The following is a 26,396-nucleotide window of genomic DNA, read 5'->3' as shown; positions in this document are numbered from 1 at the left end:
GCTCGGGCATCGGCCCGTTATTGATTATCGGGGTAATGATTTTGGCTATCGTTATGCTTTTTTTCAAAGGATATAAATAGGTTTGTACAATTTGAACGTTGCTTTCCTCTCCAGGCACTCGCTTTCCGCGGGCGGTCCGGGAGCCTCCTCGGCGCCTTTGCGCCTGCGGGGTCTCCCCTGGACACGCTTTTCCCGCTGGAGTCTCGTACCTTACGTTCCAATCAACTTTGTTTTAAAATTTAGAAAGAACTCCTTTTGTCTAAAAACTGGAGGCTGCTACGCAGCCTTTTTTATGTGGAAAAAGCTATCCGAACCAATAGACATAAAAAAATATAAAAATCAATAAAAAATTAACACTCAGGTGTTAGTAATATATGGTAATATTTGAAATGGGATTATTTTCTTATAAATTATATTCAGGGGTGATTATTGCGTGGAGTTTTTTACTAAGTGGGCGTTTAAGAACAAGGCTGCCGTTTCATTGGTAACCATATTTATTTTGTTGATAGGAGTTGTCAGTTATTTTAAGCTGCCGATGGAATTTTTACCATCTGCTGATAATCCACAAGTTACGATTATCACAATGGGGCAGGGCACCGATTCGAAAACGATGGAAGCACAAGTTACAGATCCGATTGAAAGGGCAGTTACGGGAGTTAAAGGAAAGAGTTCAATATACTCCACCACTGGAGATGGTTTTTCTAAAGTAGATCTATTCTTTGAAGCCGGATCGGATATGAAACAAGCGAAACTTGATGTTCAAGAGGCTTTAAGCAGTGTAGCATTGCCGCAAAGCATGGCAAAGCCTACTGTTACACAGTTAAATACATCAATGATTCCCATTTCATTTGTAGCTGTTACTTTTAAGGATGGATTAACAGCTGAAAATATAGACTTTGCCAAGAAAGAATTAGAGCCTTTGTATAAAGATATTAAAGGGGTTTCGGATGTACAGACATTTGGAGTTTCGCAATCCATTCTTTCAGTCAAAGTGGATAATGAAGAATTGGCTAAAAAGAAAGTCTCCATTCAAGATGTCATGAGCGTCCTTAACGGTCAGAATGCAGCTCTGGCCGTAGGCGAAAAAGTGATTGATGGGAAGGCAAGTAACATCAAGGTTATCGGGGATTTAACAAGTATTGAAAAATTAGAAGCGCTAAAGGTCACTCCGAATGTCGCACTTGGAGAGATAGCAAAAGTTGAAGAAGCGAAGGATGGCAACCTCATCAGTCGCTTTAACGGAAAGGAAAGCATTGATTTAAGCATTATCAAGGACAGTCAATCAAATGCTGTCACAATCAGTAAAGAGGTTGAAAAAGTAGCAAAAGAAATTAATGAAAAGTATAGTGACCAGAAATCGACCATTTATTTATCTACAGCTGATATGGTGGAGACTTCCGTTCAGACGATGGTAAAAGAAGTTCTGCTAGGTGCGCTATTCGCTACGATTGTAATCATGGTCTTTTTACGGAATGTACGATCTACATTCATTACAATCGTATCCATACCGCTATCTCTTGGCTTTACGTTATTTTTGCTGTCATTGTCGGGAGTGACGCTGAATATTTTGACGCTGGGCGGTGTCGCTGTAGCGATCGGGCGCTTGGTGGACGATAGTATTGTTGTTATTGAAAATATTTTCCGGAAAATGCAGCAGGAGAAGATTTCAGTCGAATTGGTGATGGATGCAACTAAAGAGGTGGGAGTGGCGATAACCGCTTCAACCCTTACTACTGTAGCTGTTTTCTTGCCGGTTGCTTTATTGAATGGAGGGCTTCAGGAGTTTCTTCTTCCTTTCGCTTTGACTGTCACTTATTCTTTGCTGGCTTCTCTGATTGTGGCATTGACGGTTGTTCCGTTAATGAGCGCAGGGTTGCTGAAAAGGACGGAGCTGCCAAAACATCGACCGGCCAAGCGTTTTACCAAACTGGTTACTTGGTCATTAAACCATAAATGGGTAGTCTTGATTGTTGCTTTGCTGTTGTTTGTCGGTTCCGTTGGTACATATTTTGCCATGCCAAAAGGGGCGATTGATAATTCTTCAGCAGACTATGTCTCCGTGACATTAACTTATCCAAATGATCAGCCTTATGAGAAAGTAAAGGAAAAAGCGGTTGAACTCGAAGAAACGATGCAGGATATGAGTGAAGTGGATAATATTTTCATGCAATTAGGAAACTCAGCCGAGACGGCCCAATATGGTGCAGTCACATCACCTACAGAAGCAACTTTCGGCATCCTCGTAAAGGATAAAGCAAATGTAGATTCAATCCTGGAAAAAATGGAAAAGGAACAAGAAAACTATCCTGATGCGAAGCTTACGGCCCAAGCCTCTTCCTTTATGATGGGGGCATCAAAGACGAACATTACGATAGATGTGATCGGCAGTAATGTTGAAGATTTGGAACGGACGGCCAATAAGGTCAAGGAAAGCATTCAGGATATTAAGGGAATTGAAGATGTTACAACAAACCAAGACGAAAAGAAAACGATTTATTCATTCAAGGTAGATCCGGCTAAAGGCAATACAGAACAAATCGGTCAACAATTAGGTATCATGCTTAATAAAACACCTATCGGCCATATAACCTTGCAGGATAAGCAGACACCTGTCGTCCTTGAACCCATCTTGGATCCTAAAAAACCAGAGGATTTAAAAAGTATTCCGATTATGACAGACGGCGGTCTAGCTCCGGTGTCTAAGGTTGCTTCTTTAAAGAGCGAAGAGAGTGCAACAACGCAGTTCCATAAAGATGGAGAAACGTATCTTCAATTAACGGCAACGGTCGATCCGACTAAGCTTTCCGATATTGCAAGCAAAATAAATCTTGAGATATTTGGAGATAAAGAGGATAAAGGCCTTGATATTCCGAATGATGTAGAAATTTTAGTCGGGGGAGCGAGTGCTCAGCAGACAGATGATTTTTCCGATTTGTTCCTTACGATGTTAATATCGATCGGCATTGTCTTTTTAATCATGGTTATAACATTTAAATCGATCAAAGCACCGATCGCCATTCTATTTTCCTTGCCATTCGCTGCTATTGGAGCGGTATTAGGATTGGTTATCAGTCGAATTCCAGTTGATATTACAGCACTGCTGGGTGCTCTCATGTTAATAGGAATTGTTGTGACAAACGCGATTGTGCTTCTGGATCGAGTGAAACAAAACGAAGAAAAAATGATCATCCGTGATGCAATCGTCGAAGCGACAGCCACAAGATTCCGTCCGATCATAATGACGGCTGTAGCAACGATTTGTGCCATGCTGCCGCTTTTATATAAAAAGGCGGAAACAGGAAGCTTGGTTTCACAAAGTTTAGCGATCGTTGTCATTGGCGGGCTAGCTGTGTCTACACTGCTCACACTTATCGTCATTCCATGTATATACGAATTGTTGTACTACAAAAAATCGAAAAAACAGAGAAAGAAAAAGAGAGAACCCGTTAACGAACAAATAGAGATGTAAGGAAGTTTAAATAAAAAAGTTTGTAGAGAATGCAACATTTTCTTTACAAACTTTTTTTTCTTTAAAATAATAGTTGACTTTCCTTCAACCTGTAACTAAAATGATTACAACAGACTCGATACAATCGCAGAAAGCAATCGACTGTGTAGTTACTCAATGTAATGTTCTTATATTAATTTTTTTTGCTCTGTGTTGTAACTAATTCGGTTACAAGTTTAGCTGATAATGAAAAGTGAGGGAATATATTATGACAGTGAAAATTAAAGCGTATTCTGATTTTATTTGTCCATTTTGTTTTTTAGGTAAAGGGCCTTTGGACGAAATCGTAAAGGAAAAGGATGTAGAAGTTGAATGGATGCCATTTGAATTGCGTCCGAGTCCATATACCAAAATCGATCCATGGAAGGAACCCGATAAGTTGAATTCATGGGATTCATACATTCTTCCTGCTGCGAAAAAGCTAGGGGTTGATATGCGTTTACCCCGTGTCTCCCCGCATCCATATACACATTTGGCGTTCGAAGGTTGCCATTTTGCAAAGGAGCACGGAAAAGGGAATGAATTCCACAACAGAGTATTTACTGCGTTTTTTCAAGAGGAACAAAATATTGAAGATATTGAAGTATTGACAAAATTAGCGGGTGAAGTTGAGCTTCCTGTAGAAGCCTTTAGAGAAGCGTTAGTGTCACGAAAGTATCGGGAAGTGCACCAACAAGCACTCAAACATGCTTATGAAGAAGCAGATATCAGGGCTGTCCCAACGTTTATTATTGGTGATGAAGTAATTCAAGGACTAGCCAGCAAAGAAAGGATTGCGCAAGTCATTGAGAAGGAAGAAGCAAAAAATAAACGGAATGAATTTGATGGCTTACAATGTGATGGCAAGGGGAATTGTTAATAACTTGTTACTGTCAGGGAAATGCGAATTTACAACAGTAAGGTCATTTCAAGCTACTTAAAATAGGGCTTGATTAGAATACTTACAGAAAAACCCCTTTTATCAAACAATAAAACCTTTTCTTTTACTGTTTAATATAAAAGGGGTATTTTAATGTAATTCTAGTTGAATTGTTGTAACAATATTAGAATCATCAACCCATAAATAAGCATTTTTACATTTATGCGTGAAATATCTAATGGCAATAGTATCTTTTAAATAATCTTTTAAAGTCCAATTGTATAATGAGAGCGAGATTATTGGCCCCTTTGATGTGTTTTTTAAACAATCTAACACCTTATCGAACTCCATATCTTCGTATTTCTCTATAAATTCAGGTATTATCTTGTATGATTTTTGTTGTTTCCATTCATATTGTGATTTGCTAATTGTCCCATATAAATTTTTTATTATTGGATTTATGTGACTCGACCTGATCAAGGAGAGAGATTCTTGATTCGGCTTATTTAACATTATTTCCGATGGTAATTCGTTTTCTAATACAATCTTCGTGTTGTCAAAATGCATAATAATTTCTTCGATTACTTGATGATCAATTCTAGTATCGACAAATAACGAAGTAACACTATTTTCATCTTGGCAACCCAACAGTAAAAAGAATTGAGTTAATAGTGAATATTTTTTTGGGACATTGGAATTGGGGATAAATTCCCTGATCTTGAAATCTGAAAAACTTTCTGTATTGTCTAAGAACTGATTATTAGCTTCAAAAGGTTTCAACCATTCCATTAGTAGCCCACCTAGTGTTTTTTTATTTAACCTCAAAATAACTATAACCATTTGCAATGGCTGAATAAGTGCCATTCTTTACTGTCCTGAATGTTCCACCTAGTTTTGCACGGTATTTTCCAGCAGACAATCGGTCAGATGATTCATTTCTAATTGTGGAAGTTGGTCGGTTTATAGGATAGCTGAAATTGTGAGTTTTATAATTTTTCCAACCGCCATTAAGAAATCCGTGATGTTTTTGTAACTTTTACATTGCTATAAGCTATTACATCCCCACCAACTTGTATTGTCCAAGGGCAATAGGCAGATTTACTTGTGACATAACAGCCAACCGTTCCGCGTGCGAAAGAAAGTCCGTATGGAGTGATAACTGATTCATTTCCATAAGAAAGGCAATTTGGTGAATAATCAGTGTTTGCAAGATTTGGTAGTGAATCCAAGTCTATTGTTGGCTCTGCCTCTTGTATTATTACTTCTGTTAATTCTTTAGATGGACCTGTTTCTTCTGCTTTTGTTTGATTAGGAAAACTAGCGAACAAAAGTACTGAAAATAAAAATAGAAAAAGCACTTTTCTCATCATAATAACCTCCTAAATAATTATTTTCCATAATAAAATCATATATTTATGGATTTATTACAAAAACTAAAAAGGTAGATATGATCATCGGAAGGTGTTTTTTGTTTTGTTATATATACCTATATAGTTAAATTATTACATAGTGTATCATGGTTGTTTGTGAAAATATAGGCTTTTTTACCTAAATATTTTGGTTTTTTCACTTAATTTTTAGGACATTTATATTATTTTTAAGATGAGGAACGGACTGTTTAATATAATTACCGGAGGTAAATAATTGACAATGAGAATCATTTTCATTTATAGTGAGATGTGTAATGAAATTAATTCTCAATTAGGAAGGTGATATAGATGAAGGTATTCATTGGTTATGTCAGTTTATCCGGTAATACCGAGAAAATGGCTTTAAACATAAAGAAAAGAATGAAGGCTGTCGGCTGTGAAGTATATATGGAAAGATTGGATACTGTTGAAGTTGATGCTTTAAAGGATTTTGATTTGGCCTTTATTGGTTTATATACATGGAATCTAGAAGAGTTACCGTATGAAGCAAACGAGTTTTATGAAGAAATTGATCAAGTGGACTTTGCTGGAGTGAAAGTTGCATTCTTTGGTGCCGGCGACCTGACCCATTCGAAACCGTGCGCCGCGATAGATATCCTTTCCGATAAAATGAAGCAATTTGGATTTGATGTATATGATCGAGTATTGAAAATACAACATGAAAGCAGTACATACGAACAATTAAGGAAATGCGAAGACTTTGCAGAGCATGCCCTTATATGGGGAAGCAATAGGAAGAAGTGGAGATTCTACATGTGGGATCGGATGCTAAGCAGCCCCAAATACCAAAAGTCTGTATTTTTGTTAAGGAGGGTCCTTGATGATTACCCAATTAAGTACAAAGGGAGAAGCAAAAAAAGAGGAACTTATACAAGAACTACTGAAATTCGGGATTTTTAAAAAATATAATAAACAACTTTACGAGCTTCCGATAGTAGTTTTACAGAAGGAATTCAATCACTTGAGAGGTGAATTAAAAAATGTCTAGGAGAAGGAAATCTTATACTGAACTTCTAAAAGAAAACCGCGAACTTCTGTTGCATGACAAAATTGAAGTGGAACGCATCTATACAAAAATCGATCAAAAAGCCATTAATGAAAAAAAGGGCAGTAAGCAAGTACAATCATGACTGGTTAAAATTTAAACGGTGATTGAAACGTAGGGCCACCTCCCTTTCCGCGGGTGGTCCCGCCCTCGGAGCTTTTTGCACCTGTGGGTCTTTTATGAAACCCCTACTAGATTGAAGAAATATGCGACACTCCTGTCGAAAAACTGGCTAGCCGAGACCCCGGAGACGCTTGCTTTGATGCGGCTTGGCAGACATTCGGCGGAAAGGGAGCGGATTTCTGAAATCAACTGGAACTTATTTGGAAATTCAAGAAAACTGACTTTTCTTCAAGTTTGCCTGAAGTCTGAACCGAAATCTTTTTGATTTCGGTTTTTTCTTTTGGGTCTGTTATTGAATGCTGTTGGTTTCCATATTCAAAAAATCGTGCAGTTAGTTGAAGAAAATAAAAAGGTATTTTCCGGTTGGTTGCCGAATAAAAATCCTTTAGGTAAAACTTAGGGGGAGTGCAAATTGAAAAATGTAATAGATGGAATCAATCATTGGATAGGTTTTATACCCGAAGAGTTCAACCGGATGACAGAAAAAGAATTAAATCATCGACCAATGCCACACAAATGGTCCAAAAAAGAGATTTTAGGACATCTATGCGATTCTGCATTGAATAATATGAATAGGTTTATCAAGATTCAGTACGAAGAACAGCCATATGTTATACAATCATATAATCAAAACCAATGGGTATTGGTCCAGAATTACCAAGAGCGACCATTGGATGAGATCGTTAACCTTTTTTGTACTTTAAATAAGCAAATCATTCATATAATAACGAATACACCAAATGATAGATTATCTAATCTTTGTGATATAGGAAATAATCAACTAAAATCATTGGAGTGGCTAATAAAAGATTATCTAGAACATATGGAACATCATATTAACAATCAAATCCTAATTAAAAAATAGTGATCGATATCGATCACTATTTTTTAATTCAATTTTTCACTTTTCGTAACAGCTTGTCATGAAGTTTGGACAAGGTGAACAATACAAGGATAGAGCCAATTAATGTTAACGCCATATCCCATTGTGCGTCCCAAATATCACCTTGTGTTCCTAAAAAGTCCTTTGAAGCTTTTCTGCCTTTTGAAATGATGGCAGCTATCCATTCGATGATTTCATATAGTGCTCCAATGGCAAGCGCAAAACTTAATGTAACAGCAAATAACCACGGTCCTTTTGATAGAGGGGTTTTGCGTATTACTATTTCTCTAATCACAATCGCAAATAAACCTTTTAGAAAATGTCCAAACCGATCATAGTGGTTCCGGTTTAGGTCGTAATGATCTTTTATCCAATTAAACAGGGGGACTTTTGTGTATGTATAATGGGCACCGATGAACATGGTGATTGAAAGAACGGCAATAATGAAATAGGATAATGTAGTAAGGCGGAATTTATTATATGTAGCCATTACATAAATCAGAAACACAACGGCAGGAAGTACTTCCATTGTCCATATCAAGTATCCTTCAGGCTTAATAACTGACCAAATAAAAACTGCAGTGACTAGCAATAGTAATATTAAATGAATCAGTTTACTTTTATCTCTACCCAATTTTTTCACTCCATAAATTTATGATATGTACATAGTAATAGATTGAAATTTGCAATCGGAAAAATCAATCAGATTGTGAATGGATAAAATGCTTAATGCTTTCATTTAAATCATTAGCCGCTTTTGTAGGAATCTGATGCTTTACATGATCAATGAATTTTAATTCCGTACATGGCAATTTTTCATGCAATAAATTGGCATAGCGATACAATGGTTTATCTTTTTTACCATAGATCAGTAAAGTTGGAAGGTTGATTTTCTCAAGCTGATGGGTACAGTTATAATGCAAACTATAATGATAATACTGCTCGATATTTCGGGCATCCCCTTTTAGGGCTTCATTAAACATTTTGTTGAACAACTTTATGGTATTTGAATTGCTCCATGAGATGGAAAGCGCAAGAATTGGAACTGCGTCTTTCTTGGCAAGTGATATTCCTAAAGAAATCTTTTGCTTTAAAGATTTATCCCTCACTTCAGACATTCCACCTATTACAATGCCACCTAGAGCCCTATCGGCACAACTCAGCAAATATTCCAATACGATAGAGCCGCCGGTCGAGTATCCGCATATGATTGCTTTATTAATTTTGAAATGATCCAACAGATGTTTGATATCTTCTATAATCAGGGGATAAGTTACTGGCTGTCTTGAATACTGACTTCTTCCATGACCCCTAATATCAAAAGTGATAACTTTGAATTCTTGTGATAATTTCTCCATTTGGTATTCGAAATTCACACTAGTCAGTACAGGAGGATGGATAAAAACAATAGGAACCCCTTTTCCCTTAACAGAATAATACAAGCTGATACCGTCCACATCTAACATTGACATGAATATTCACCTCATTCGAAGAGTACTTGCATAATATCCCTCCTGAAAGAATTTTCCCTATTTAACATGTTTTTATTACTAATTGTTTTGGTAACAAACATCTTGAATTTTTTGGGTTTTTTTGAACAAGATATTAGAGTTCAGGAAATGAACAAAAATATATAAAATAAGGTGATTTAAATGAGAGCAAACATGGATAAAATTTTACCAGTTGTCGCTTCGGTCGGAGTAGGTATTGCGACTTATCAAATGTTGAGTGGAAATGGCGGGAAAATGAATAATATGGTGCCGCTTGCCACTAACTTGATGGGAATGGGATCTGGAATGCAAGGGCAGAATCAACAACAGCCAGAAAATCAATAAAACAAAATCATCCCCTTTAGGGGATGATTTTGTTTTTATTCAAGTGTTTCTTCCTGCCTACGAACAAAAAAGTATTTAAGGTACGCCAACATTTCGAAATCCTGACGTTACCCAATCTGATTTTAACTATGATTCAAATGTACACCCTTATGAATTTCTGGCTATCCTATTTTTCATCTAGTTTAGGCTGGGAGAATGATTCGAACGGTTGTGCCTTTTTGCGGTGAACTTTTTACATTAATGGATCCTCCATGAAGGTGAACCAATTGTTTCGTTATCGCCATCCCAAGACCAGTTCCACGCCCGGAATCACTTGTATTGGTACCACGGTAATAGCGCTGGAAGAGTCTATCTAGAGTTTCATTGTCCATACCTATGCCGTCATCTTCAATCGTAATAATGAGAAGGTGCTGCTCAATAGGCGAAATGGATACTGTGATCGTAGTACCTGAAGGATTATAATGGATAGCATTCGCAATTAGGTTATCAATAATCCGTTGAAACCATTTGGTATCGATAGATGCAATAGCTGTTTCGTTTTTCGGCTGGAAGACGAATTTCATATAGTTGTTAGCCGGATCATTTATGAAATGGATCATGGTTCTGCGTATGAATTCAATGATATCCACTTCTTCTTTTACAATGGGCAGAGCTTGATTTCTTAAACGGTATGTTAATGTTAGGTCTTCAAGTAATTCCATCATATATCCTGACTTTTCGGCAATGATTAAGGCGAATTCCCTTGTCTCTCTTTCTGTCCACGAGTAATTTTCAGATTCAAGCATTTGAGCATAACCTGATATGGAAGCAAGAGGCGTTTTTAAATCATGCGAAAGACCGCTTATCCATTCATCCCTGGTTTGAGTCATTTTCCTTCGTTGGGTTTCGTTTTGATGCAGGGTCTCGGTTAACTGTAAAAGTGTTGTAATCAGATCCTTATATAACCGATATTTCCTTTTTAACTTTCCTTTTTTATTTAACAAGATAGGGCTCTGATGAAGATCGAGTGGCTGTTCATATAAACCACTTCCAAGATTTTGAATCCATTTCATCATCGTAATCAAAGGAACCCCGAATTTACGTGCATACCAGAAAGTACCCGTTAACAACAGAAGAAATAACACTATAAAAATGACTAATACACTTTTACTGATCCTTTTGAACAAGTTTTCTTCAATAGAGGTCGAACCTGAATGGTTTATACCCACAATTATTGTCTGTTCTGTCTCTGCATCAAAGAAAGCATCAACTGAATCATGTTCACTCTCTGATAAGGTTTGAAGGTCCTGATTCGTGTATGAGATTCCTTCCTTTTCGCTGCCATATCCATCCAATACCTTACCGGTCGAATTGATTAATTGAACCCATCCTTCTTCCTCATCTATTTGCTTAAGAGTAGCAGCGGAAAGATTAAGATGATGATTTTTCCAATCGACACTTGTCTTAACCTCGTTTAACAGACTAGTCTCAGAACTTTTTCTACCGAATATAAGCAACTGTGGCTGCGGATACGCTTCATCTAATTTCCAATGGAAGTATTCCACAGGGTCAGAGCTATTTTGCAGCATTAAACCGGCAAGTTCGCTCTCATTAAAATGTGAAGGTGCATTTTCTGAAGTATTGTAATCTCCAATGACATCGCCTTTTGTTGTCAGGACTAGGAGCCAGCCATTCTGATTTTTTGCCAGCTGTTTTAATTCGTCATCGAATGTCACTTTTTTACCTTGTATCGTAATCCTATCAGAAAAGAAAGTGCTATCTGCCTTTGATAAGTCTTGTGTAACCTCATCATTCATGATGGAAAAGCCAATGATCGCCCAAATGGACAATAGAATAAAGAAAAATATGATGAAAACAAGAATTAATTGGATAAAAAACTGTACAATAAAGCGTTTATGAATGTTCATGTTTACTACCATCAGAATTAAATTTATAGCCAAGTCCTCTTACAGTAATAAGATGACGTGGTTTACTTGGATTGTCCTCAATCTTTTCCCGAAGTTTACTAATATGGACCATAACAGTATTATCCTCACCTAAAAATTCTTCGCCCCACACTTTTTCATAAAGCTGGCTTTTACTAAAAAGCTGATTTGGATATTTACAGAAGAATAGCAGTAGCAGGTAAACCTGTGCAGGCAATTCTACTTTCCTGCCATTCACGGTCACTTCTCCAGATAGAGTGTTTACTTGGATTTGTCCGTATTGGTAAAACGTCTTTCCTGAATGACGCCGTAAATGTGCTTTTACCCTTGCGACAACCTCAAGTGGATTAAAGGGTTTTGTAATATAATCGTCTGCGCCTAATGCAAATCCAGAAAGTTTATCCAAATCTGTTGAACGTGCCGTAAGAAAGAAAATGGGGGCATCAGTGGTTTCTCTAATGAGCGGACAAATTTCAAAACCGCTACGATCTGGGAGCATAACATCCAAAAGGATTAAGTCATATCGTTTTGTTTGACATAAGGTCAAAGCATCCGCAGCAGTATATGCTGTATCTATATATTTGAATTCTTCTCTTTTTAGAATCGTTGTTAACATATGTAATATTGCTTTTTCATCATCTACAATTAATATTTGTGTCTCTTGCATTTGGATACTCCCATTCTATTATGATATATAAATTATCATATCATTCGTCTGCCAATTATTTAATAATTAAGGAAAAATTAAGGTGAAGTTTCTGGTAGGTTAAGAAAGAACACCTATAATAGTCCTTAAGTGATGAACAGGAAGGAAGAGACTTAGTATGTATATTATTGGAAAAAGAGAATTTATCAGTCTATTTAAAGGAATTAAATCAGTTATTATTGTAATGATGTTATTAGCCACCTCCTATTATTCAGCCAAGTTTTCCGATTTATTAACGACTGGGATTGAACTTACAGCGAGGGAAGCTGAAAATATACACACAGTTGGTCTTTTGATCCTTATATTATTTTTTGGCCAATTATTTGTTATGGGCCTTTCACACGATAGCCTAAACAGAGAAACACACGAACGCACTATCCGATTTTTAGTGACAAGAACGTCAAGAACCTCCATTATACTGGGGAAGTTTTTAGGTATTTGGCTATTTTGGCTTATTTGCCTAACGACCTCCTTCTTGCTTACCAGCATCTTTTCCCAGAAGATTGATGTTTTTATCTTTACTCAGACAATGAGTTTATTAACCTACCAAATAGGCTTAACAATTTTACTTTCCGTTCTCATTCCTAAGCCTGGATTTACAATGTTCCTTGGAATCATGGTTGGGGTAGCTTTTCCTATCATTGGATTATGGGTTTCCTTTACGTCGAATGTATGGGTGAGTTGGATGAAATTCATAACCCCCTATTATTATTTAATTAGGGAAGACTATACCTTTTTGGTGATTTTCATATTAGCAGGTATCATGCTCGTTATAGCCAATCTGATTTTCAAAAGGAGGGAATGCTGATGAACGCGATAGAAACAACTCAGTTAAAGAAATCGTATGGAGCGGTACCAATCGTAAAAGGAATTGATCTTATCGTGGAAAAAGGAGAAATCTTTGGTTTTCTAGGCCGTAACGGAGCTGGTAAATCAACCTTCATCAATATGTTAACCGGCATTATTCAACCCAACTATGGAACATACTCGCTTCTAGGTGTAAAAGGTTCAAATGATCAAGTAAAGAAGAGGATTGGGGTAATGCCTGATTACTCGACATTATATGGCTCGTTAACGGCAGTGGAGCATTTGAAATTTTTATCAGCTCTTTCAGGAAATCCAGCAGGAAAAGATAAGTGTATGGAAGTCCTGCAGTTAGTTGGTCTTGAATCTCATGCTCATAAAAAAGCCGCTAAATTTTCATTCGGTATGAAAAAGAAGCTTGGAATTGCACAAGCCATCATCCATGAACCTGAGCTGATCTTTCTTGATGAACCAACTTCAGGTTTGGATGCTGAATCCGCAATCCATATTCAAAAGCTGATCAAGGATCTGCAAAAAAAAGGCGTGACCATTTTCATGACATCCCACAATCTTTATGAAGTAGAGAAAATATGCACCCGAATAGCCATTATGAAAGAAGGTCAGATTGTTAATATTGGCACAATGGAAGAACTCAGGAAAATATATAGGTCGACGATAACGGTCAAGCTTAAGCATTCTTCGGTGCCGAAATCAGAACAAGTAAAATTACATCAGTGGCTGGAGTCAGTAGGTACAGAACTGGAAATGAAAGAACCTTACATGACTATCAATATTGATGATGAGAAAAAGATTGCTGACATGATCCGAGCTTTCAATCAGTGTAAGGTTGATGTCTTGCGGGTAAAAGTAAAAGAACCATCACTAGAAGAAATCTTCTTGGCCGAATAGGTTAAATGAATATAAGTTTTTTATAAAGCACTTTGAATTAAAAATACAGGCGGTGATTTTATTAATTCTATAATGAGCTTACCTCAAAAAAGATTATCCAAGGATGCGATAAAAGTGTGGATGTTAAGTGAAACGATTACGAATATAATCGCATTCATCATTCTTGGAGTCTTACTTTACCTAGATTATCGTTTTTCTTGGAAAGAGTGGATCGGTTGGATTCTGATTGGGATTACAATTATCTCTGTGCTAGGTGCGGCCTGGTCATTGATCAGTCCTTTTCTTCTTTATAAAAATTGGCGCTTTGATGTAGATGAAGAGTTTTTACAATTGAAATCTGGTGTACTAAATGAAGTGCATGAACTTGTCCCAATGACAAAAATTCAATCGGTTGCAACTAAACAAGGACCGTTACTTAGAAAATACGGACTCTGTTCAGTTTCAATTGAAACGATGGGTTCCTCTCACTCGATACCAGCTCTACCAAAAGAGGTTGCTATCAAGTTAAGGAATCAGATTGCTCAATATGCAAAAATTAAGGAAGTGGAGCAATGACGACAGCAAAACGGTACAATCCACTTCTTATGCTTTTTAATTTCTGTAAATTAGTCAGGAATTCCATTTTCTTTGTCATTTATTTCTTTGTGATCAAAGCTGGTTCTGAATCCACCTTCATCACATATGGCAGGGTTGTTTTTTTTATAGTTTTCGGTTTAACACTTATTTCAATCATTATAAAATGGTTCACCCATAAATACGAACTTGATTATCGTTCCTTTCATCTATACAAAGGTATTTTCAGTAAATCTGAACGAACCCTTCCTTTTTCTAAAATTCAAAACGTCAACCGTCATACGTCTTTATTCCATCGGATTTTTAAAGTGACTTCCGTTAATTTTGAAACAGGTATAGCAGGTGAGGATGCTGCTGTTAGATTCGAAGTCATTTCTCAAAAGGAAGCAAATCGAATGGAAATGCATATGAAAAGTACTGTTCAGGAAGAATTGGCCACCATTCATGCTAGCGAATATAAAGATATTCTTTCTGTTGAAGGGGAAGTTAATAAAGAGATTTCAAATCGAACCAATCATTATAAGCCGACAAAAAAGGAAATTATAAAAGCTTCCTTTACATCTCTTAGTTTTCTGGTCCTTATTCCTTTTATTAGTTCTTTTTATTTCAAAATCAATGATATCTTTCATGTGGAAAGTAAAGCAGTGGGGATTTTTGAAAAGCTAATAGGCTCTTGGGGGATGATGACGATCATCATCATCGTTTTCGTCATTGCTTCTATCACATTCGGAATAGTGAGGACTTTTTTAAAATATGGGAATTATCAAATTTCCTCAGACCATGATCGAATTTACATTACGAAAGGTCTAATCGATGAAACTGCCTTTTCTATAGCCAAAGAAAAAGTGCAGGCAATTGAAATTAAACAGTCCTTCATGAAACGGTTGCTTGGACTTGCTGAAGTGAAACTGACAAGTGCAGGTGGTTTGAGTTCTGACGAAGATATGCTTGAAATCAACTCACTCTATCCCTATCTACCTGTTAAACGGGCATATGAAATAGTCTCGGAAATATTGCCATTTTATGAAATATCACAGAAGATGACTCCCCTTCCGATAAAATCCTTTTGGGTGCGCATACTGTGGCCAAGCTGGTTCTGGATCATAGCAACAATTCTCTTATTTTATTTCAAGCCAACTGTTCTGGAAGTGGAGGAAGCTTGGTGGATTCTATCTGCTATCCTGTTAATTATTATTGTTGTTTCAAGGTTATTAGATTTCTTCAATACCTTCTACATTTTGAACAATGACTTCATTCAATTCAAAACCGGGAGTCTCACCACATCTTTATTCGTGTCAAAACGAGATAAGATCATTGAAGTGAACGTAACCCGAAATATCATTCAAAAAATGCTCGGCCTTGCCTCCATTGGGACAATCAACCGGGCTAAACCGGTGCATCATGCTGGTATTGACCATGTGTCTTTTGAGATGGCTGATTCGTTTTACAAATGGTATATGGAACGTAAAAATGAAATCAAAGTTGAATGAATGGGTATAACCTAAAGATAGGACCAACATCAGGATAAGTGTTCGATCAAATCATGATTACTGTCAATATATATGAATAAAGCCTGTATGAGGACAGTGTATTGTCAATATTGGGATTCCTTTTCGGTAATATACTTCCTGTGGATAATATTTACCATTTTTTATAATTAAAGTAATAAAACACCAATAATATAACTCCATACGTTATAATGAATGGGCTCCAAGGGAAGTGTCAGAAACCTGCAGGAGTAATCATATGAATGGAGGTTTTATGTGTTGAAGAAAAATTTATTGGTCATGATTCCAACAGTTGCCCTGATGTTGGCCCCTCTAGGAACGGGAACTTCAATTACCCACGCAGCATCAAAGGGCAGTCAAATCCAGAAAATCGAAACGAAGGCGGAAACACGCCCGACCCTCAGGAAAGGCTCACGTTCGAGTTATGTAAGAGACTTACAGCAAAGCCTTAAAGATGTTAAATATAATGTAGGCGTTGATGGGATTTTCGGTACCCAAACACAAAATGTGGTAAGGGAGTTTCAAGTGGATCATAACTTAGCTTCAGATGGTATCGTCGGACCGAAGACATGGGCTGCTTTAGATGAAAATAAGGTGGAAAGAAGACAGTTCACGGAGAAAGACGCAATCGCGTTAGGGAAGAAGAAGCTGGGTAACAACATCGTATTCAGCGGTGATGGCAGATTGCTGAAAGATGGCAAAGGAAAATCATATTACAACTATAAAGCGGCTAATAAAGATTGGATGGATCAAGGGGGCACAGGAACGATTGGCTGGTTCCACATTTATAAAGATGGCCGTGTAGTGGAACAATAAAGGGGTATACATGCAAAGAATGTTCTCACTTTTAGTGGGATTTTTTTTATGTAAATCTTGGATATAATAAGAAGACTAAATACATCTATTTTTGGCTATAAATAACAAGTAAATACAGATATAATAGTAAATGGACAGCAATTTGGTATAGTGGGCAGCGGTCACTCCTTTTCAGAAAGGGGGTGTCGCTGGTGATTTCTATTATGGACGGACTGATGCTAATGATTTCATTCGCCTCATTAATCGTCGCAATAATCGCGGTTACATTAAAAAAGTAACCCCCTCCATACCATCCGGCCAGATGTATGTAGGAAAAGGGTTACTTTCATGATCGAGTAGCAACTGACTTACCACAGAAAGCCGCTGCTCTTTATGCAGTTTGCTGTTCATTGAGACGCTGGTTTAACCAGTGTCTTTTTTTATTTGTTAGTTATCATTATTATATCCTCATTTTGCCGATACATTCAACTAAAAAACATGGGGGGAGCACTGATTCTTAGATTTTCGTTAAATTCCTGCCGGCTTCCAGCTTAAATGATTTCATTCCTTTATAAGATACAATCGAAGGAATCATACAAAGCAAGGCCATCGGTAAACAATAAAAAAGATAGTAATGCCCTCCGTTGTCCAGTAAGGGAATATAGGCTAAAGCAACAAAGAGTAAAGTGAAAAAAATGATCGTGAAAATCCCGAAAGATTGATGATAGAATGCATGAATTTCCCTTCTTTTTTCATCTTGGTTGGATAAGGTCTTTACTGCTTTGTGCGTTCGAAGGAATAGGTACAAAGAGTACATTAGAAATAAAGCGGAAAATGGTAAAGCGATCGCAAATAATGAAACGTCAAGAATGGAAAGATAAAAGCTGGATAAAAAGAATACTTCTGATACGCCTAATGCAAAACAATAATTGAAGATACTTATTCTATCAGGTTGTTTAAGCATGAAATCCCTCCTTCTATATCATATTATGCAACTGCTTTCATGTTCACCACTTTGTCACATTTAAAAGGAAAATAAATGCTCCAAGTACCACCCGGAATCAAGCAGATGGGTAAATGGCACCGCTCGATAACTAGTCAGCTTTATCAAGCTGCAGATGTTGAATAGAGTCTTTGCATATTACGAATAGTAATAAAATATCGCTCAAAGGGGGGGGAGTGCTCAATGACTGTAAAAACGGCAATTAAAGGATTTCTGCTCGTTCTTCTATTATATGTCCTTTATGTAGTGGTGACGGCTGTTGTTCTTTTCCCTAAAACAGAAAAAGAAGAAAACAGGCCGATTAAACAGGTAAGTGAATATATGGGAGAAAGGGAAGCCACCGTGGATCGTGTTCTGCTTTTCGAGGACGGTTATGAGTCGGGACTCGCCCGAATGCGAATGATCCAGGAAGCCCAGCATTCAGTCGATATCGCCTACTATGCTTTTGGAAAAGGCAAAACAACCGAGCTTTTTCTTGGAGCCTTGATTGATGCGGCTGACCGAGGTGTCAAAGTTCGAGTCCTTCTGGATGGGATATCTCATGGACTCAGAGGTCAATTAAGCAGTGCCCGTTATGCATTGGCTGGGCATGAAAACATTGAATTAAGATATTACGAAACCTTTAAGCCATTTAAGCCGGGGACCTGGCATAATCGCCTTCATGATAAAATCATCACTGTAGATGGAAAGTTAGGCATAATCGGCGGGAGGAATATTGCCGATAAGTACTTAGCAAGCAAGCCGCCGAAGAATTTTGTCTATGATAGGGATGTTCTCATTTTCAATGCTAAAGAGGAGAAAGATAGTGTAATCGTTCAAATGAAGGACTATTTGAATGAATTATGGAATCATCCGTATACGAGTGATGTTTTTTCGGACCTCTCGAAAAGGCAAACGGAAAAAGGTAAACGTGAAAGAGATGCATTAGCGAAACAATACAGAAAAGCTTTACGCACTGAAATCGATTTCGTGAACCCAGTCGTCGATTGGAGCAAGGCTACAACACCTACTAAAAAAGTGTCCTTCATTCATAATCCAATCGAACGTTTCAACAAACACCCTATTGTGTGGAGATCTCTATTGGATATAGCTGCGAACGCCAATCAATCGGTATTTATCCAAAGTCCCTATATTGTTCCTGCGGATGCCTTGAAGGAATATGTACCGAAGCAAATGGATACAAAGGCTGATTGGACGATACTTACCAACTCGGCGGCATCAACCCCGAATATGATCGCTTTTTCTGGTTACTTGGCGCTTAGGGATAGTATCGTTGAGACGGGGGCAAGGCTTTATGAGTATTCAAAGCCCTATTCTCTGCATGGTAAATCGGTTGTCTATGATCGACGATTAAGTGCAGTAGGTTCCTATAATTTGGATTCACGATCTGCCTTTTTGAATACGGAATCGATGGTGCTCATTGATAGTGAAGCATTTGCGGCACAGTTGATAGGGGCCATCGAATCGAAAATCTCAAAAAGTACACTCGTTGCCGACAATAAAAAATATATAGAACCGCCAGAAGATCAGAAAAGGGAAGAGTCTTTTTTTAAAGCCACCTTTTTAAATGCCCTCTCGAAAATCACGGTATATTGGAATAGGTTCATTTGAATGATGACGAAAGACAGCAATCACGGTGATTGTTGTCTTTTTAGCCTTTCGCGGAGATTATCTTATGAATACATGTGTAATTTGCTATACTTGAGCAAGCTAATCACAACTATCATAAGGAGAATAAAAACATGCAAACATTACAACATCTATCGAAACATATTGTCTACCTGCCGTCAGTTCAGGAAACGGATCGCCCGGTACTTGCCGCCGTGACGGGACAGAGGAAAACGCTCATCATCGATGCCGGTAACTCTGTCCGGCATGCCCAGCTCTTTAAGGACGAATTGCTTCGGAATGATATAAGCGGGAATTTCCTCGTTCTTACCCATTCACACTGGGACCATGTATTCGGACTGGAGAATATCGGGATTCCGGTCATTTGTCAGGAAAAAACATACACCGACATTAAAGATATGCAGCAGCTTTCATGGGAAGATCAGGACCTTGATCAACGGGTCGAAGAAGGGACGGAGATTCCCTTTTGCGCTGATGCAATCAAATTGGAACATGGGACGAATAGAGAGATTACCTTTCCCCTGCCCGATATCATCTTTGAAAAAACGATGACGATCGATCTCGGCAATATAACCTGTGTCATTGAACATGTAGGCGGCGATCATGCCAAAGATTCCTGCATCATCTATGTACAAGAGGAAAAAACACTATTTCTGGGAGACTGCCTTTATGCCAATCTTTATGCTGAAAAATGGAATTATACGGCTGAACAGGCTTCGATGCTCATTAAGAAAATTGAAGCCTATGATGCCGAAACATACATACTTTCCCATCATGATAAGCCCTGCACAAGACTGGAAATGGAGGCTGAGCTTAAGCTAATGAAAGAATGTGCCAGAGCGGTGGTCGAACACCGGGGAAACCGAGCTTTAATGGAGCAGGAACTGGCTAATGAACTAAAGCGGGATCTAACTGAGGACGAACTTGAAACAATTGGATTTTTCGTGAATGGTTACTTTGAGTGATTGAACACCATAGGGTTGGCTTGGGGTATGAGGTCGGTAATACTGGGCTCATACCCTTTAATTTGGCCTATTTCCGCAACAGTGCTCACAAGCTCATTCATGGTCCCCACACCAAATCGATAATAATCGTTAATAGTACTGAAACAATAAGAATTGATAGGAAACCTGATATAATTTTTCCTGCTTTTGCTCCTCTATTATCGGGATGCATATGACCAATGATAAAGGAAGGGATGAAAAATATAGCCGAATAGAACATTGTATAATGAATACCTGAATCTCCATTTGACCAGGCGCTTAGTCCGATATTATTTAAAATATTATCTCCAATGCAAGGTTTATCGCCAAATTGAATGGTAAACAATATTCCGATTAAACACAGCGCGAAAGAAAGGGAACCTAATCCGATATCCTTTGTTTTCCTAACTTCAATAGTTTTCATTTCTTTACCTCCCTGTATAAAAATAACAAATTATGCTTTTTTATATTGTAACATTTATAGCCTTATTTCTGGACCCGTTCATTATTACTAAAATGAAAAAGCTCCCTTAGGGGAGTTTCATATAGCTTGTACATGTATCGCGAGTGAGGATTCATCATTTCTAAAGGGCTTCTTTTTAAATTCTATAAATATAAGGTCTTTTATAGGCTTTTGCTCTTTGTTTGGAGGTAGTCATAGCCCTTAGTTGTCTTTGTGAGATTGGTGGTACGATTATTGTTCCAGAGGGATACATAATGTTGCTTTTGTCATTTAAATGACGTGCATTGACTAACAAGGCATGTCCGAATTCATGAGCTAAGATATCAATATTTTTTTGTTGGAATGTATCATATGTCATGACGATATTGCCCAGAGTTCCTTTATTATCCCAGCTGACGTTACCAATAGCCTTTCCATCTTTAAGGTCTTGTGCATTAATGTAAAACACAGCAAGTCCAGTTTGACGGCCACAATTACCTTTTCTTAAGGCTCTAAAAACTTTCTCCCGTTGCCTCATCTGCAAAGGTACGAAGATCCTTGCTATGGTGGCATCAGCTTTCAAACCACACTTCCGTGCGCCTTCTCTAGTTCTTAAATCACAAATGTTAGGCCGAAAATAAATTCCCCATATGTCACTGGCGTATTTAAATTGTGTTCTTATATCTTCTTCTCTTACTTCAGCAGCGTTACCTAAAATGAAAACACAAACATCGGTCGTATACCGAGTACTCTGACTGTTATTCTTACTGGATTTTTGCCTCTTATTCTTACTGGTTTTCTTATCTTTATTCTTTGACACAGCATTCATCCTTTTTGTTTATAAAATTCCCACATGATTAATAAATGCATAAATTCCCCAATATGTTTGGACAACCCTAAACAAACAATTGAATGACCAAAGGATTTAAAAAGCTACCTTAAGGGAGTTTTTTTATTTATCTATTTCATAAGCGGTTAGCAATAAAAATGAAAAATATAAATTTTTATAGGCTAGACCCTTAAACCGTTTTAGTTTAATAGAATAAAATCCACCTATATATATAAAGGGGGAATTTATTATGATTTTGGTCTTATTAATAAACACGTATTTGTTGGAAAGGCAAAGAACAAATGGAATAGTCATCAACCTGGTCGAATTGTTGGTATCGGTAATGATCGGTATTACATAGTAAGATTTGAAGATGGAAGGAAAACGTGGATTAGGAAAAATTGGATTTTGCTAAGGCTCCCTTAGGGGAGTTTATATTTTGTATCTTATATTCAATGCAAATGTTGGAATTCTGGTAAACCGTACATACTGTTGTTCGATGACGAGGGGAAAATAGTGAAGTAAACTTATAAATCTCTCTTGAGGTTCTTTTTTTGTTTCCACGATAAATAGCCAAAAGGGGCTTATCCCTTTCGGCTTAATTCGCATTCCTCGATTTAGGCTGCTTCTCCCAACTTTCGTCTAAGTCTCGGAAATTTGCTAATGACCATTTTGAGGTATCAAAACATGTATTGTGACATAACTCAGCAAGGACCTATATCCCTACATCTGCAGTTCAGATTAATTATGAGCTTTTTCCAGAGCTAGCTTTATCCCGAAACCAATCAAAACCGTCCCGGTTATCCCCTCGAATATCGCTTGGGTTCTAGGCTTTTTCATAAAAGCACTGATTTGGTTCAGCAGATAGATATAAAATACAAACCAGAACGCAGTTAAAACGGTATACGTCATGCCCATGATCAGGAACGGTAAAAACGTATCATTCCCCGGATTCACGAACTGAGGCAGAAACGTTAAAAAGAAGACGGCCACTTTAGGGTTCAGCAGATTGGTAAGGAACCCTTGCTTAAAGCATGACTGGTTTTCGTACTTGCTTTTGACCGTCGTTTCCGCCGCTGCGGCCACTTGCTTATTCCTTAATCCCCATAGGGTCTTGAAGCCTAGATATACCAAGTAAACGGCACCGACATATTTGAAGATGGAAAATAATAAAGCGGATTTCACAATGATTGCTGAAAGTCCGAACACGGCAGCTGATGTATGAATAAGCAGGGCACAGCATGTGCCGAACATCGTTTTAAAACCTCCCGAAGTCCCCACGGTAACAGTGTTCCTTGTGGCTATTGCTGTATCTGGACCGGGTAAGATGATGAGAAGGATGCACATGATGATGAACAAATAAAAGTTTTCCATATTCGGACCTCCACTCTTAGTGATGAATTCTGAAAATTATAACATAGATACACTTGGTTTAGGGAGATAAATTTGATAGTTAATGATTACCTCAATAGAAAGGAGGCAATAAAAAAACAAGCCAAATCATTTTTTGATCTGGCTCGTTTTTTTGAAAAATTTTGTTAGGGTAACTTTTTCAACACAGCACGTACCGGACTTCCATCTGCTTCAACTAATGGAAGAGGGAGGGCTGCCAGCTCATAATTACCCGGTCCGATACCGTCTAATACAAGTCCTTCCAAAATGTGAATGCCATGTTCGGCAAGTTCATGGTGGGCAGATAGCTCTTTACTATCCAGTGGATCTACTGATGGTAAATCAAGTCCAATAAGGCGGACGCCGACTTCTGAAAGATATGCCGCTAATTCTGGCTGGATATGAGGAATGGTTTGTGGAAACACACTTCGATCCCTCCATGCATCCGTCCGAATTAACAGACGGGTAACGCCTGTTAGATCAATATTGGATAATTCATTGACTCCGATGCTTGTCTTGTTTAGTAAATGGATAACTCGGGCATTTCCCATATATAAATCGAGATCCAAATCAATCACTCTTTTTCCATCATCATCAAAATGAAAAGGTGCATCAATATGGGTACCGGTATGGATACTCATATTGATTTGACCTACATTGACAGATCCACTTTCTTCTTTACTCCAATTTACTTTATAAGAGAAAGGTGTATCTCCAGGCCAGACTGCAACGTTATCATCCAGACGTTGTGAAATATCAATCCATGTCCCCATGCATTTACCTCCATTTCTTCCGGCTGTTTCTTGAATATCTTATAGCTTCGTTCTTAGACTCCATAGTTCTGGGAAAAAGTGTTGATCCAGTGCTCTTTTTAAATACGTTACACCTGATGATCCGCCAGTTCCTTGTTTATTACCAATAATCCTTTCTACTGTGGTCATATGATTAAAACGCCATAATTGCTGTTGATGGCCAATGTCCACTAACTTCTCGCCCAGCTCATATAAGTCCCAATATTGCTCAACATCGCGGTAAACTGTCAGCCATGCCTCTTCTACACTGGCATTTGATTCATATCTTTGTGACCAATCCCTGCTGAGGGCTTCTTGATCAATAGGTAATCCGCGCGCCACAAGTGCATTAATCGCCGCGTCATAAATACTTGGCTCATGAAGGGCCTGCTGCATTTGCTCGTATAAATCCGTTTGATGCTGATAGACTGATAGCGTATGGACATTTTTGTTTCCTAATGCAAATTCAATCAAACGATTCTGATAAGATTGGAATCCGGAAGATTGTCCCAGTTTATCCCTGAACTCCATGTATTCAGCCGGTGTTAAAGTTGAAAGGACATTCCATGACTGGATCAATTGCTGCTGGATCCTCGAAACGCGCGACAGCATTTTAAACGAAGGTTCCAACTTGTTTTGGCGGATGGACTCAGTTGCTGCAGTCAACTCATGTAAAATGAGCTTCATCCATAGCTCACTCGCTTGATGGATAATGATGAATAGCATTTCATCATGATGATCGGAACATCTATGTTGACTGGTTAAAATCTTATCAAGGTGGAGATAATCTCCGTAGGACATCGATTTTTGAAAGTCGGTTTGAATTTCTTTCTCTAGACCCGTTATTGTTTGTTCATTGTTATCCATATTCTTCATTCTGCTATCTCCTCACTTTTCCATATGCAAAAAACTATTTATTCCGTCATTCTATTCTATCTTCTTTTCCAGAGGTTCTTCCATTACATTATGGTTAATATTTTTTCTTTTTGAAACTGAATAAGCAACAGCTAAAAATAGTAACCAAGGTATCCCGAATTGAAGCATGATCTTGAAATCTGTAAACCATGTTGTAATCATTAAGCTGAATAGAAGAAGGGCTCCTAGTATCGTTAAATAGGGAAAACCGATCATCTTTACAGGTAATTTGCGACCGCCGGTTTTCTCCCATTTAACCCTGAAAAACAAGTGGGAAATGAAGATCATGAGCCATGTGAACATAGCACCGAACATGGAAATCCCCATCATGAATGCATAGGATGAACCAGGAAGTAACGCATGAACGCCTGCAGCAATGAAAATCCCCGTTGTAGAGACAGCAAGTGCTTTTCCCGGAACGCCCCTTTTGTTTAACTTTCCTAAAAAGCTAGGTGCATGCTTTCCGCGGGCTAATGAAAACATCATACGTGTTGAAGCATAGAGCTGGGCATTCATGGCAGATAAAGCGGCCGTTAAAATAATGAAGTTCATGATCCCGGATGCACCAGGAATGTTCAAGATTTCCATTACTTTTACGAATGGACTTTCCTCGATCCCAGCCGTTTTCCACGGAACGATCATCAACATGATGCCGATTGTCAACACATAGAAGGTGGACAAACGGAACACGGTCGCTTTTAATGCTTTTGGAACTGCTGCATCAGGATCTTTTGCTTCCCCTGATGTAACCGCTATCATTTCGGTTCCGAGAAAGCTGAATAAAGAAATAAATACGGCCACCCACATTCCCCACCAGCCAAATGGGAAAAAACCGCCTTCATTTACAAAGTTCTCAGGTCCTATATGCGGCTGATCGGATGAACCGAATAGTACATAGGCTCCAAGAAGGATAAAACCAACAATGGCACTTATTTTAATAAAGGAGAACCAATACTCAAATGTAGCGAATGTATTCACACTAGTAGCATTTACATAAATCAGGGCACCTGCAAACAGCAAAATCCATACGATTCCCGGCACGGTCGGAAACCAATATTTCATATACACGCTGACTGCACTTACTTCAACCCCGACAGCCAAAACATTGGCAATCCAATAAGAATAGCGAACAAGATAGCCTGCCATTGGAGACATGTACTTTTCAGCAATGGCCCCAAAAGATCCGGAAGTAGGATGGGCAACCGTCATTTCGGCTAAACAGCCCATCAACAGTAAAACGACGAACGCCCCGAGTGCATAGCTCAGCAATACACTTGGCCCTGCCGCTTGAATGGCAAGCCCGCTGCCAAGGAATAAACCTGTCCCGATGGCACAGCCCATTGCGATCATGGAAAGCTGATTTGTTTCCAGCTCACGTTTTAATCCTTTTTCTGGCTCATCTTTAAAGTTCAATTGAGTATTTTTGTTCTCCATAGTTCATCCCCTTTTTATCAAAAAAGATTTTATCCTGCCCTAATTAACTAACCATTTGAGGGATGAGCCCCATCT

The 26,396-nt window shown here is 38.1% G+C and carries 27 protein-coding genes; 14 read left to right on the top strand and 13 right to left on the bottom strand.

The annotated features are described in order from the left end of the window. Positions 1–433: 433 nt before the first annotated feature. Together ABC374_RS19325 and ABC374_RS19320 are read left to right on the top strand one after the other, a co-directional pair. A complete protein-coding gene (locus tag ABC374_RS19325; RefSeq protein ID WP_413019458.1) occupies positions 434–3,469 on the top strand; it encodes an efflux RND transporter permease subunit in 3,036 nt (1,011 codons plus the stop codon). Positions 3,470–3,716: 247 nt separating this feature from the next. Continuing rightward, entirely contained in the window at positions 3,717–4,367 is a 651-nt protein-coding gene (locus ABC374_RS19320; protein WP_413019457.1) for a DsbA family oxidoreductase, read from the top strand. A gap of 150 nt (positions 4,368–4,517) precedes the next feature. Here ABC374_RS19320 and ABC374_RS19315 read toward each other — a convergent pair whose 3' ends face one another. Together ABC374_RS19315 and ABC374_RS19310 are read right to left on the bottom strand one after the other, a co-directional pair. Beyond that, entirely contained in the window at positions 4,518–5,156 is a 639-nt protein-coding gene (locus tag ABC374_RS19315) for a hypothetical protein (RefSeq protein ID WP_413019456.1), read from the bottom strand. 218 nt (positions 5,157–5,374) lie between these two features. After that, positions 5,375–5,737, bottom strand: coding sequence for a hypothetical protein (locus ABC374_RS19310; RefSeq protein WP_413019455.1), 363 nt, complete (start codon positions 5,735–5,737; stop codon positions 5,375–5,377). Between the two features lie 348 nt (positions 5,738–6,085). Between ABC374_RS19310 and ABC374_RS19305 the strand changes: the two genes are divergently transcribed. From ABC374_RS19305 to ABC374_RS19290, 4 genes are all read left to right on the top strand, one after another. Then, entirely contained in the window at positions 6,086–6,697 is a 612-nt protein-coding gene (locus ABC374_RS19305; protein WP_413019454.1) for a flavodoxin domain-containing protein, read from the top strand. Beyond that, the gene (locus ABC374_RS19300; protein ID WP_084786080.1) at positions 6,618–6,785 is read left to right on the top strand and encodes a Fur-regulated basic protein FbpA; all 168 of its coding nucleotides are present in this window, start codon (positions 6,618–6,620) and stop codon (positions 6,783–6,785) included. The genes ABC374_RS19305 and ABC374_RS19300 overlap by 80 nt, the downstream gene beginning before the upstream one ends. Next, positions 6,778–6,927, top strand: a complete 150-nt coding sequence (locus ABC374_RS19295; protein ID WP_095393069.1) for an FbpB family small basic protein — start codon at positions 6,778–6,780, stop codon at positions 6,925–6,927. Before ABC374_RS19300 ends, ABC374_RS19295 begins: the two co-directional genes overlap by 8 nt. 450 nt (positions 6,928–7,377) lie before the next feature. Then, a complete protein-coding gene (locus ABC374_RS19290) occupies positions 7,378–7,830 on the top strand; it encodes a DinB family protein (protein WP_413019453.1) in 453 nt (150 codons plus the stop codon). A gap of 28 nt (positions 7,831–7,858) precedes the next feature. Here ABC374_RS19290 and ABC374_RS19285 read toward each other — a convergent pair whose 3' ends face one another. Together ABC374_RS19285 and ABC374_RS19280 are read right to left on the bottom strand one after the other, a co-directional pair. Next, positions 7,859–8,491 carry a DUF2238 domain-containing protein gene (locus tag ABC374_RS19285; RefSeq protein ID WP_413019452.1) on the bottom strand — a complete coding sequence of 211 codons (633 nt, stop codon included), beginning with the start codon at positions 8,489–8,491 and terminating at the stop codon, positions 7,859–7,861. A gap of 55 nt (positions 8,492–8,546) precedes the next feature. Next, positions 8,547–9,320 (bottom strand): alpha/beta fold hydrolase, encoded by a 774-nt coding sequence (locus ABC374_RS19280; RefSeq protein WP_413019451.1) that lies wholly within the window; start codon positions 9,318–9,320, stop codon positions 8,547–8,549. 192 nt (positions 9,321–9,512) lie between these two features. On the opposite strand from ABC374_RS19280, the gene ABC374_RS19275 reads away from it, so the two are divergent. Further along, a complete protein-coding gene (locus ABC374_RS19275) occupies positions 9,513–9,683 on the top strand; it encodes a hypothetical protein (RefSeq protein ID WP_413019450.1) in 171 nt (56 codons plus the stop codon). A gap of 182 nt (positions 9,684–9,865) precedes the next feature. On the opposite strand, the gene ABC374_RS19270 is transcribed toward ABC374_RS19275, so the two are convergent. Together ABC374_RS19270 and ABC374_RS19265 are read right to left on the bottom strand one after the other, a co-directional pair. Further along, positions 9,866–11,590 carry a sensor histidine kinase gene (locus ABC374_RS19270; RefSeq protein WP_413019449.1) on the bottom strand — a complete coding sequence of 575 codons (1,725 nt, stop codon included), beginning with the start codon at positions 11,588–11,590 and terminating at the stop codon, positions 9,866–9,868. Beyond that, positions 11,577–12,275 carry a response regulator transcription factor gene (locus tag ABC374_RS19265; RefSeq protein WP_413019448.1) on the bottom strand — a complete coding sequence of 233 codons (699 nt, stop codon included), beginning with the start codon at positions 12,273–12,275 and terminating at the stop codon, positions 11,577–11,579. Before ABC374_RS19265 ends, ABC374_RS19270 begins: the two co-directional genes overlap by 14 nt. A gap of 157 nt (positions 12,276–12,432) precedes the next feature. On the opposite strand from ABC374_RS19265, the gene ABC374_RS19260 reads away from it, so the two are divergent. The 5 genes from ABC374_RS19260 to ABC374_RS19240 all read left to right on the top strand — a co-directional run bounded on the left by ABC374_RS19260 (position 12,433) and on the right by ABC374_RS19240 (position 16,924). After that, positions 12,433–13,122, top strand: coding sequence for a hypothetical protein (locus ABC374_RS19260; RefSeq protein WP_413019447.1), 690 nt, complete (start codon positions 12,433–12,435; stop codon positions 13,120–13,122). Further along, positions 13,122–14,027 (top strand): ABC transporter ATP-binding protein, encoded by a 906-nt coding sequence (locus tag ABC374_RS19255; RefSeq protein WP_413019446.1) that lies wholly within the window; start codon positions 13,122–13,124, stop codon positions 14,025–14,027. The genes ABC374_RS19260 and ABC374_RS19255 overlap by 1 nt, the downstream gene beginning before the upstream one ends. 120 nt (positions 14,028–14,147) lie before the next feature. Then, positions 14,148–14,582, top strand: coding sequence for a PH domain-containing protein (locus ABC374_RS19250; protein ID WP_413020399.1), 435 nt, complete (start codon positions 14,148–14,150; stop codon positions 14,580–14,582). Then, entirely contained in the window at positions 14,579–16,090 is a 1,512-nt protein-coding gene (locus tag ABC374_RS19245; RefSeq protein ID WP_413019445.1) for a PH domain-containing protein, read from the top strand. Before ABC374_RS19250 ends, ABC374_RS19245 begins: the two co-directional genes overlap by 4 nt. 273 nt (positions 16,091–16,363) lie before the next feature. After that, complete coding sequence (locus ABC374_RS19240; RefSeq protein ID WP_413019444.1) at positions 16,364–16,924, top strand: peptidoglycan-binding domain-containing protein; 561 nt, start codon at positions 16,364–16,366, stop codon at positions 16,922–16,924. 496 nt (positions 16,925–17,420) lie between these two features. On the opposite strand, the gene ABC374_RS19235 is transcribed toward ABC374_RS19240, so the two are convergent. Further along, positions 17,421–17,867: a hypothetical protein gene (locus ABC374_RS19235; protein WP_413019443.1), complete on the bottom strand. Its 447-nt coding sequence runs from the start codon at positions 17,865–17,867 to the stop codon at positions 17,421–17,423. Between the two features lie 222 nt (positions 17,868–18,089). Here ABC374_RS19235 and ABC374_RS19230 point away from each other — a divergent pair, with 222 nt between their 5' ends. Both ABC374_RS19230 and ABC374_RS19225 read left to right on the top strand, forming a co-directional pair. After that, positions 18,090–19,517 (top strand): phospholipase D-like domain-containing protein, encoded by a 1,428-nt coding sequence (locus ABC374_RS19230; RefSeq protein WP_413019442.1) that lies wholly within the window; start codon positions 18,090–18,092, stop codon positions 19,515–19,517. A 131-nt stretch (positions 19,518–19,648) separates the two neighbouring features. Further along, the gene (locus tag ABC374_RS19225; RefSeq protein ID WP_413019441.1) at positions 19,649–20,500 is read left to right on the top strand and encodes an MBL fold metallo-hydrolase; all 852 of its coding nucleotides are present in this window, start codon (positions 19,649–19,651) and stop codon (positions 20,498–20,500) included. A gap of 97 nt (positions 20,501–20,597) precedes the next feature. Here the strand turns inward: ABC374_RS19225 and ABC374_RS19220 are convergent, their stop codons facing one another. The 6 genes from ABC374_RS19220 to ABC374_RS19195 form a co-directional block, all read right to left on the bottom strand. Continuing rightward, a complete protein-coding gene (locus tag ABC374_RS19220) occupies positions 20,598–20,942 on the bottom strand; it encodes a hypothetical protein (RefSeq protein ID WP_350299902.1) in 345 nt (114 codons plus the stop codon). 175 nt (positions 20,943–21,117) lie between these two features. Beyond that, positions 21,118–21,780 carry a hypothetical protein gene (locus ABC374_RS19215; protein ID WP_350299901.1) on the bottom strand — a complete coding sequence of 221 codons (663 nt, stop codon included), beginning with the start codon at positions 21,778–21,780 and terminating at the stop codon, positions 21,118–21,120. Between the two features lie 750 nt (positions 21,781–22,530). Then, positions 22,531–23,163 (bottom strand): LysE family translocator, encoded by a 633-nt coding sequence (locus ABC374_RS19210; RefSeq protein ID WP_413019440.1) that lies wholly within the window; start codon positions 23,161–23,163, stop codon positions 22,531–22,533. A gap of 164 nt (positions 23,164–23,327) precedes the next feature. Beyond that, on the bottom strand, positions 23,328–23,954 hold the full coding sequence (gene kynB, locus ABC374_RS19205; protein ID WP_413019439.1) for an arylformamidase: 627 nt from the start codon (positions 23,952–23,954) through the stop codon (positions 23,328–23,330). Between the two features lie 39 nt (positions 23,955–23,993). Beyond that, positions 23,994–24,839: a tryptophan 2,3-dioxygenase gene (gene kynA / locus ABC374_RS19200; RefSeq protein WP_413020398.1), complete on the bottom strand. Its 846-nt coding sequence runs from the start codon at positions 24,837–24,839 to the stop codon at positions 23,994–23,996. A 60-nt stretch (positions 24,840–24,899) separates the two neighbouring features. Continuing rightward, the gene (locus tag ABC374_RS19195) at positions 24,900–26,321 is read right to left on the bottom strand and encodes an amino acid permease (RefSeq protein ID WP_413019438.1); all 1,422 of its coding nucleotides are present in this window, start codon (positions 26,319–26,321) and stop codon (positions 24,900–24,902) included. Positions 26,322–26,396 lie beyond the last annotated feature (75 nt).

Source organism: Peribacillus phoenicis, assembly GCF_047238085.1.
GTDB lineage: Bacteria > Bacillota > Bacilli > Bacillales > DSM-1321 > Peribacillus.
This window is presented reverse-complemented; position numbering and strand designations above follow the sequence as displayed.

Coding starts and splice junctions, on each gene's coding strand:
- ABC374_RS19295 (WP_095393069.1), top strand. CDS start 6,778: ATGTCTAGGAGAAGGAAATCTTATACTGAACTTCTAAAAGAAAACCGC.
- ABC374_RS19275 (WP_413019450.1), top strand. CDS start 9,513: ATGGATAAAATTTTACCAGTTGTCGCTTCGGTCGGAGTAGGTATTGCG.
- ABC374_RS19300 (WP_084786080.1), top strand. CDS start 6,618: ATGATTACCCAATTAAGTACAAAGGGAGAAGCAAAAAAAGAGGAACTT.
- ABC374_RS19260 (WP_413019447.1), top strand. CDS start 12,433: ATGTATATTATTGGAAAAAGAGAATTTATCAGTCTATTTAAAGGAATT.
- ABC374_RS19315 (WP_413019456.1), bottom strand. CDS start 5,156: ATGGAATGGTTGAAACCTTTTGAAGCTAATAATCAGTTCTTAGACAAT.
- ABC374_RS19210 (WP_413019440.1), bottom strand. CDS start 23,163: ATGGAAAACTTTTATTTGTTCATCATCATGTGCATCCTTCTCATCATC.
- ABC374_RS19280 (WP_413019451.1), bottom strand. CDS start 9,320: ATGTCAATGTTAGATGTGGACGGTATCAGCTTGTATTATTCTGTTAAG.
- ABC374_RS19255 (WP_413019446.1), top strand. CDS start 13,122: ATGAACGCGATAGAAACAACTCAGTTAAAGAAATCGTATGGAGCGGTA.
- kynB (WP_413019439.1), bottom strand. CDS start 23,954: ATGGGGACATGGATTGATATTTCACAACGTCTGGATGATAACGTTGCA.
- ABC374_RS19225 (WP_413019441.1), top strand. CDS start 19,649: ATGCAAACATTACAACATCTATCGAAACATATTGTCTACCTGCCGTCA.
- ABC374_RS19250 (WP_413020399.1), top strand. CDS start 14,148: ATGTTAAGTGAAACGATTACGAATATAATCGCATTCATCATTCTTGGA.
- ABC374_RS19195 (WP_413019438.1), bottom strand. CDS start 26,321: ATGGAGAACAAAAATACTCAATTGAACTTTAAAGATGAGCCAGAAAAA.
- ABC374_RS19320 (WP_413019457.1), top strand. CDS start 3,717: ATGACAGTGAAAATTAAAGCGTATTCTGATTTTATTTGTCCATTTTGT.
- ABC374_RS19265 (WP_413019448.1), bottom strand. CDS start 12,275: ATGCAAGAGACACAAATATTAATTGTAGATGATGAAAAAGCAATATTA.
- ABC374_RS19305 (WP_413019454.1), top strand. CDS start 6,086: ATGAAGGTATTCATTGGTTATGTCAGTTTATCCGGTAATACCGAGAAA.
- ABC374_RS19230 (WP_413019442.1), top strand. CDS start 18,090: ATGACTGTAAAAACGGCAATTAAAGGATTTCTGCTCGTTCTTCTATTA.
- ABC374_RS19310 (WP_413019455.1), bottom strand. CDS start 5,737: ATGATGAGAAAAGTGCTTTTTCTATTTTTATTTTCAGTACTTTTGTTC.
- ABC374_RS19270 (WP_413019449.1), bottom strand. CDS start 11,590: ATGAACATTCATAAACGCTTTATTGTACAGTTTTTTATCCAATTAATT.
- ABC374_RS19220 (WP_350299902.1), bottom strand. CDS start 20,942: ATGAAAACTATTGAAGTTAGGAAAACAAAGGATATCGGATTAGGTTCC.
- ABC374_RS19235 (WP_413019443.1), bottom strand. CDS start 17,867: ATGCTTAAACAACCTGATAGAATAAGTATCTTCAATTATTGTTTTGCA.
- kynA (WP_413020398.1), bottom strand. CDS start 24,839: ATGGATAACAATGAACAAACAATAACGGGTCTAGAGAAAGAAATTCAA.
- ABC374_RS19245 (WP_413019445.1), top strand. CDS start 14,579: ATGACGACAGCAAAACGGTACAATCCACTTCTTATGCTTTTTAATTTC.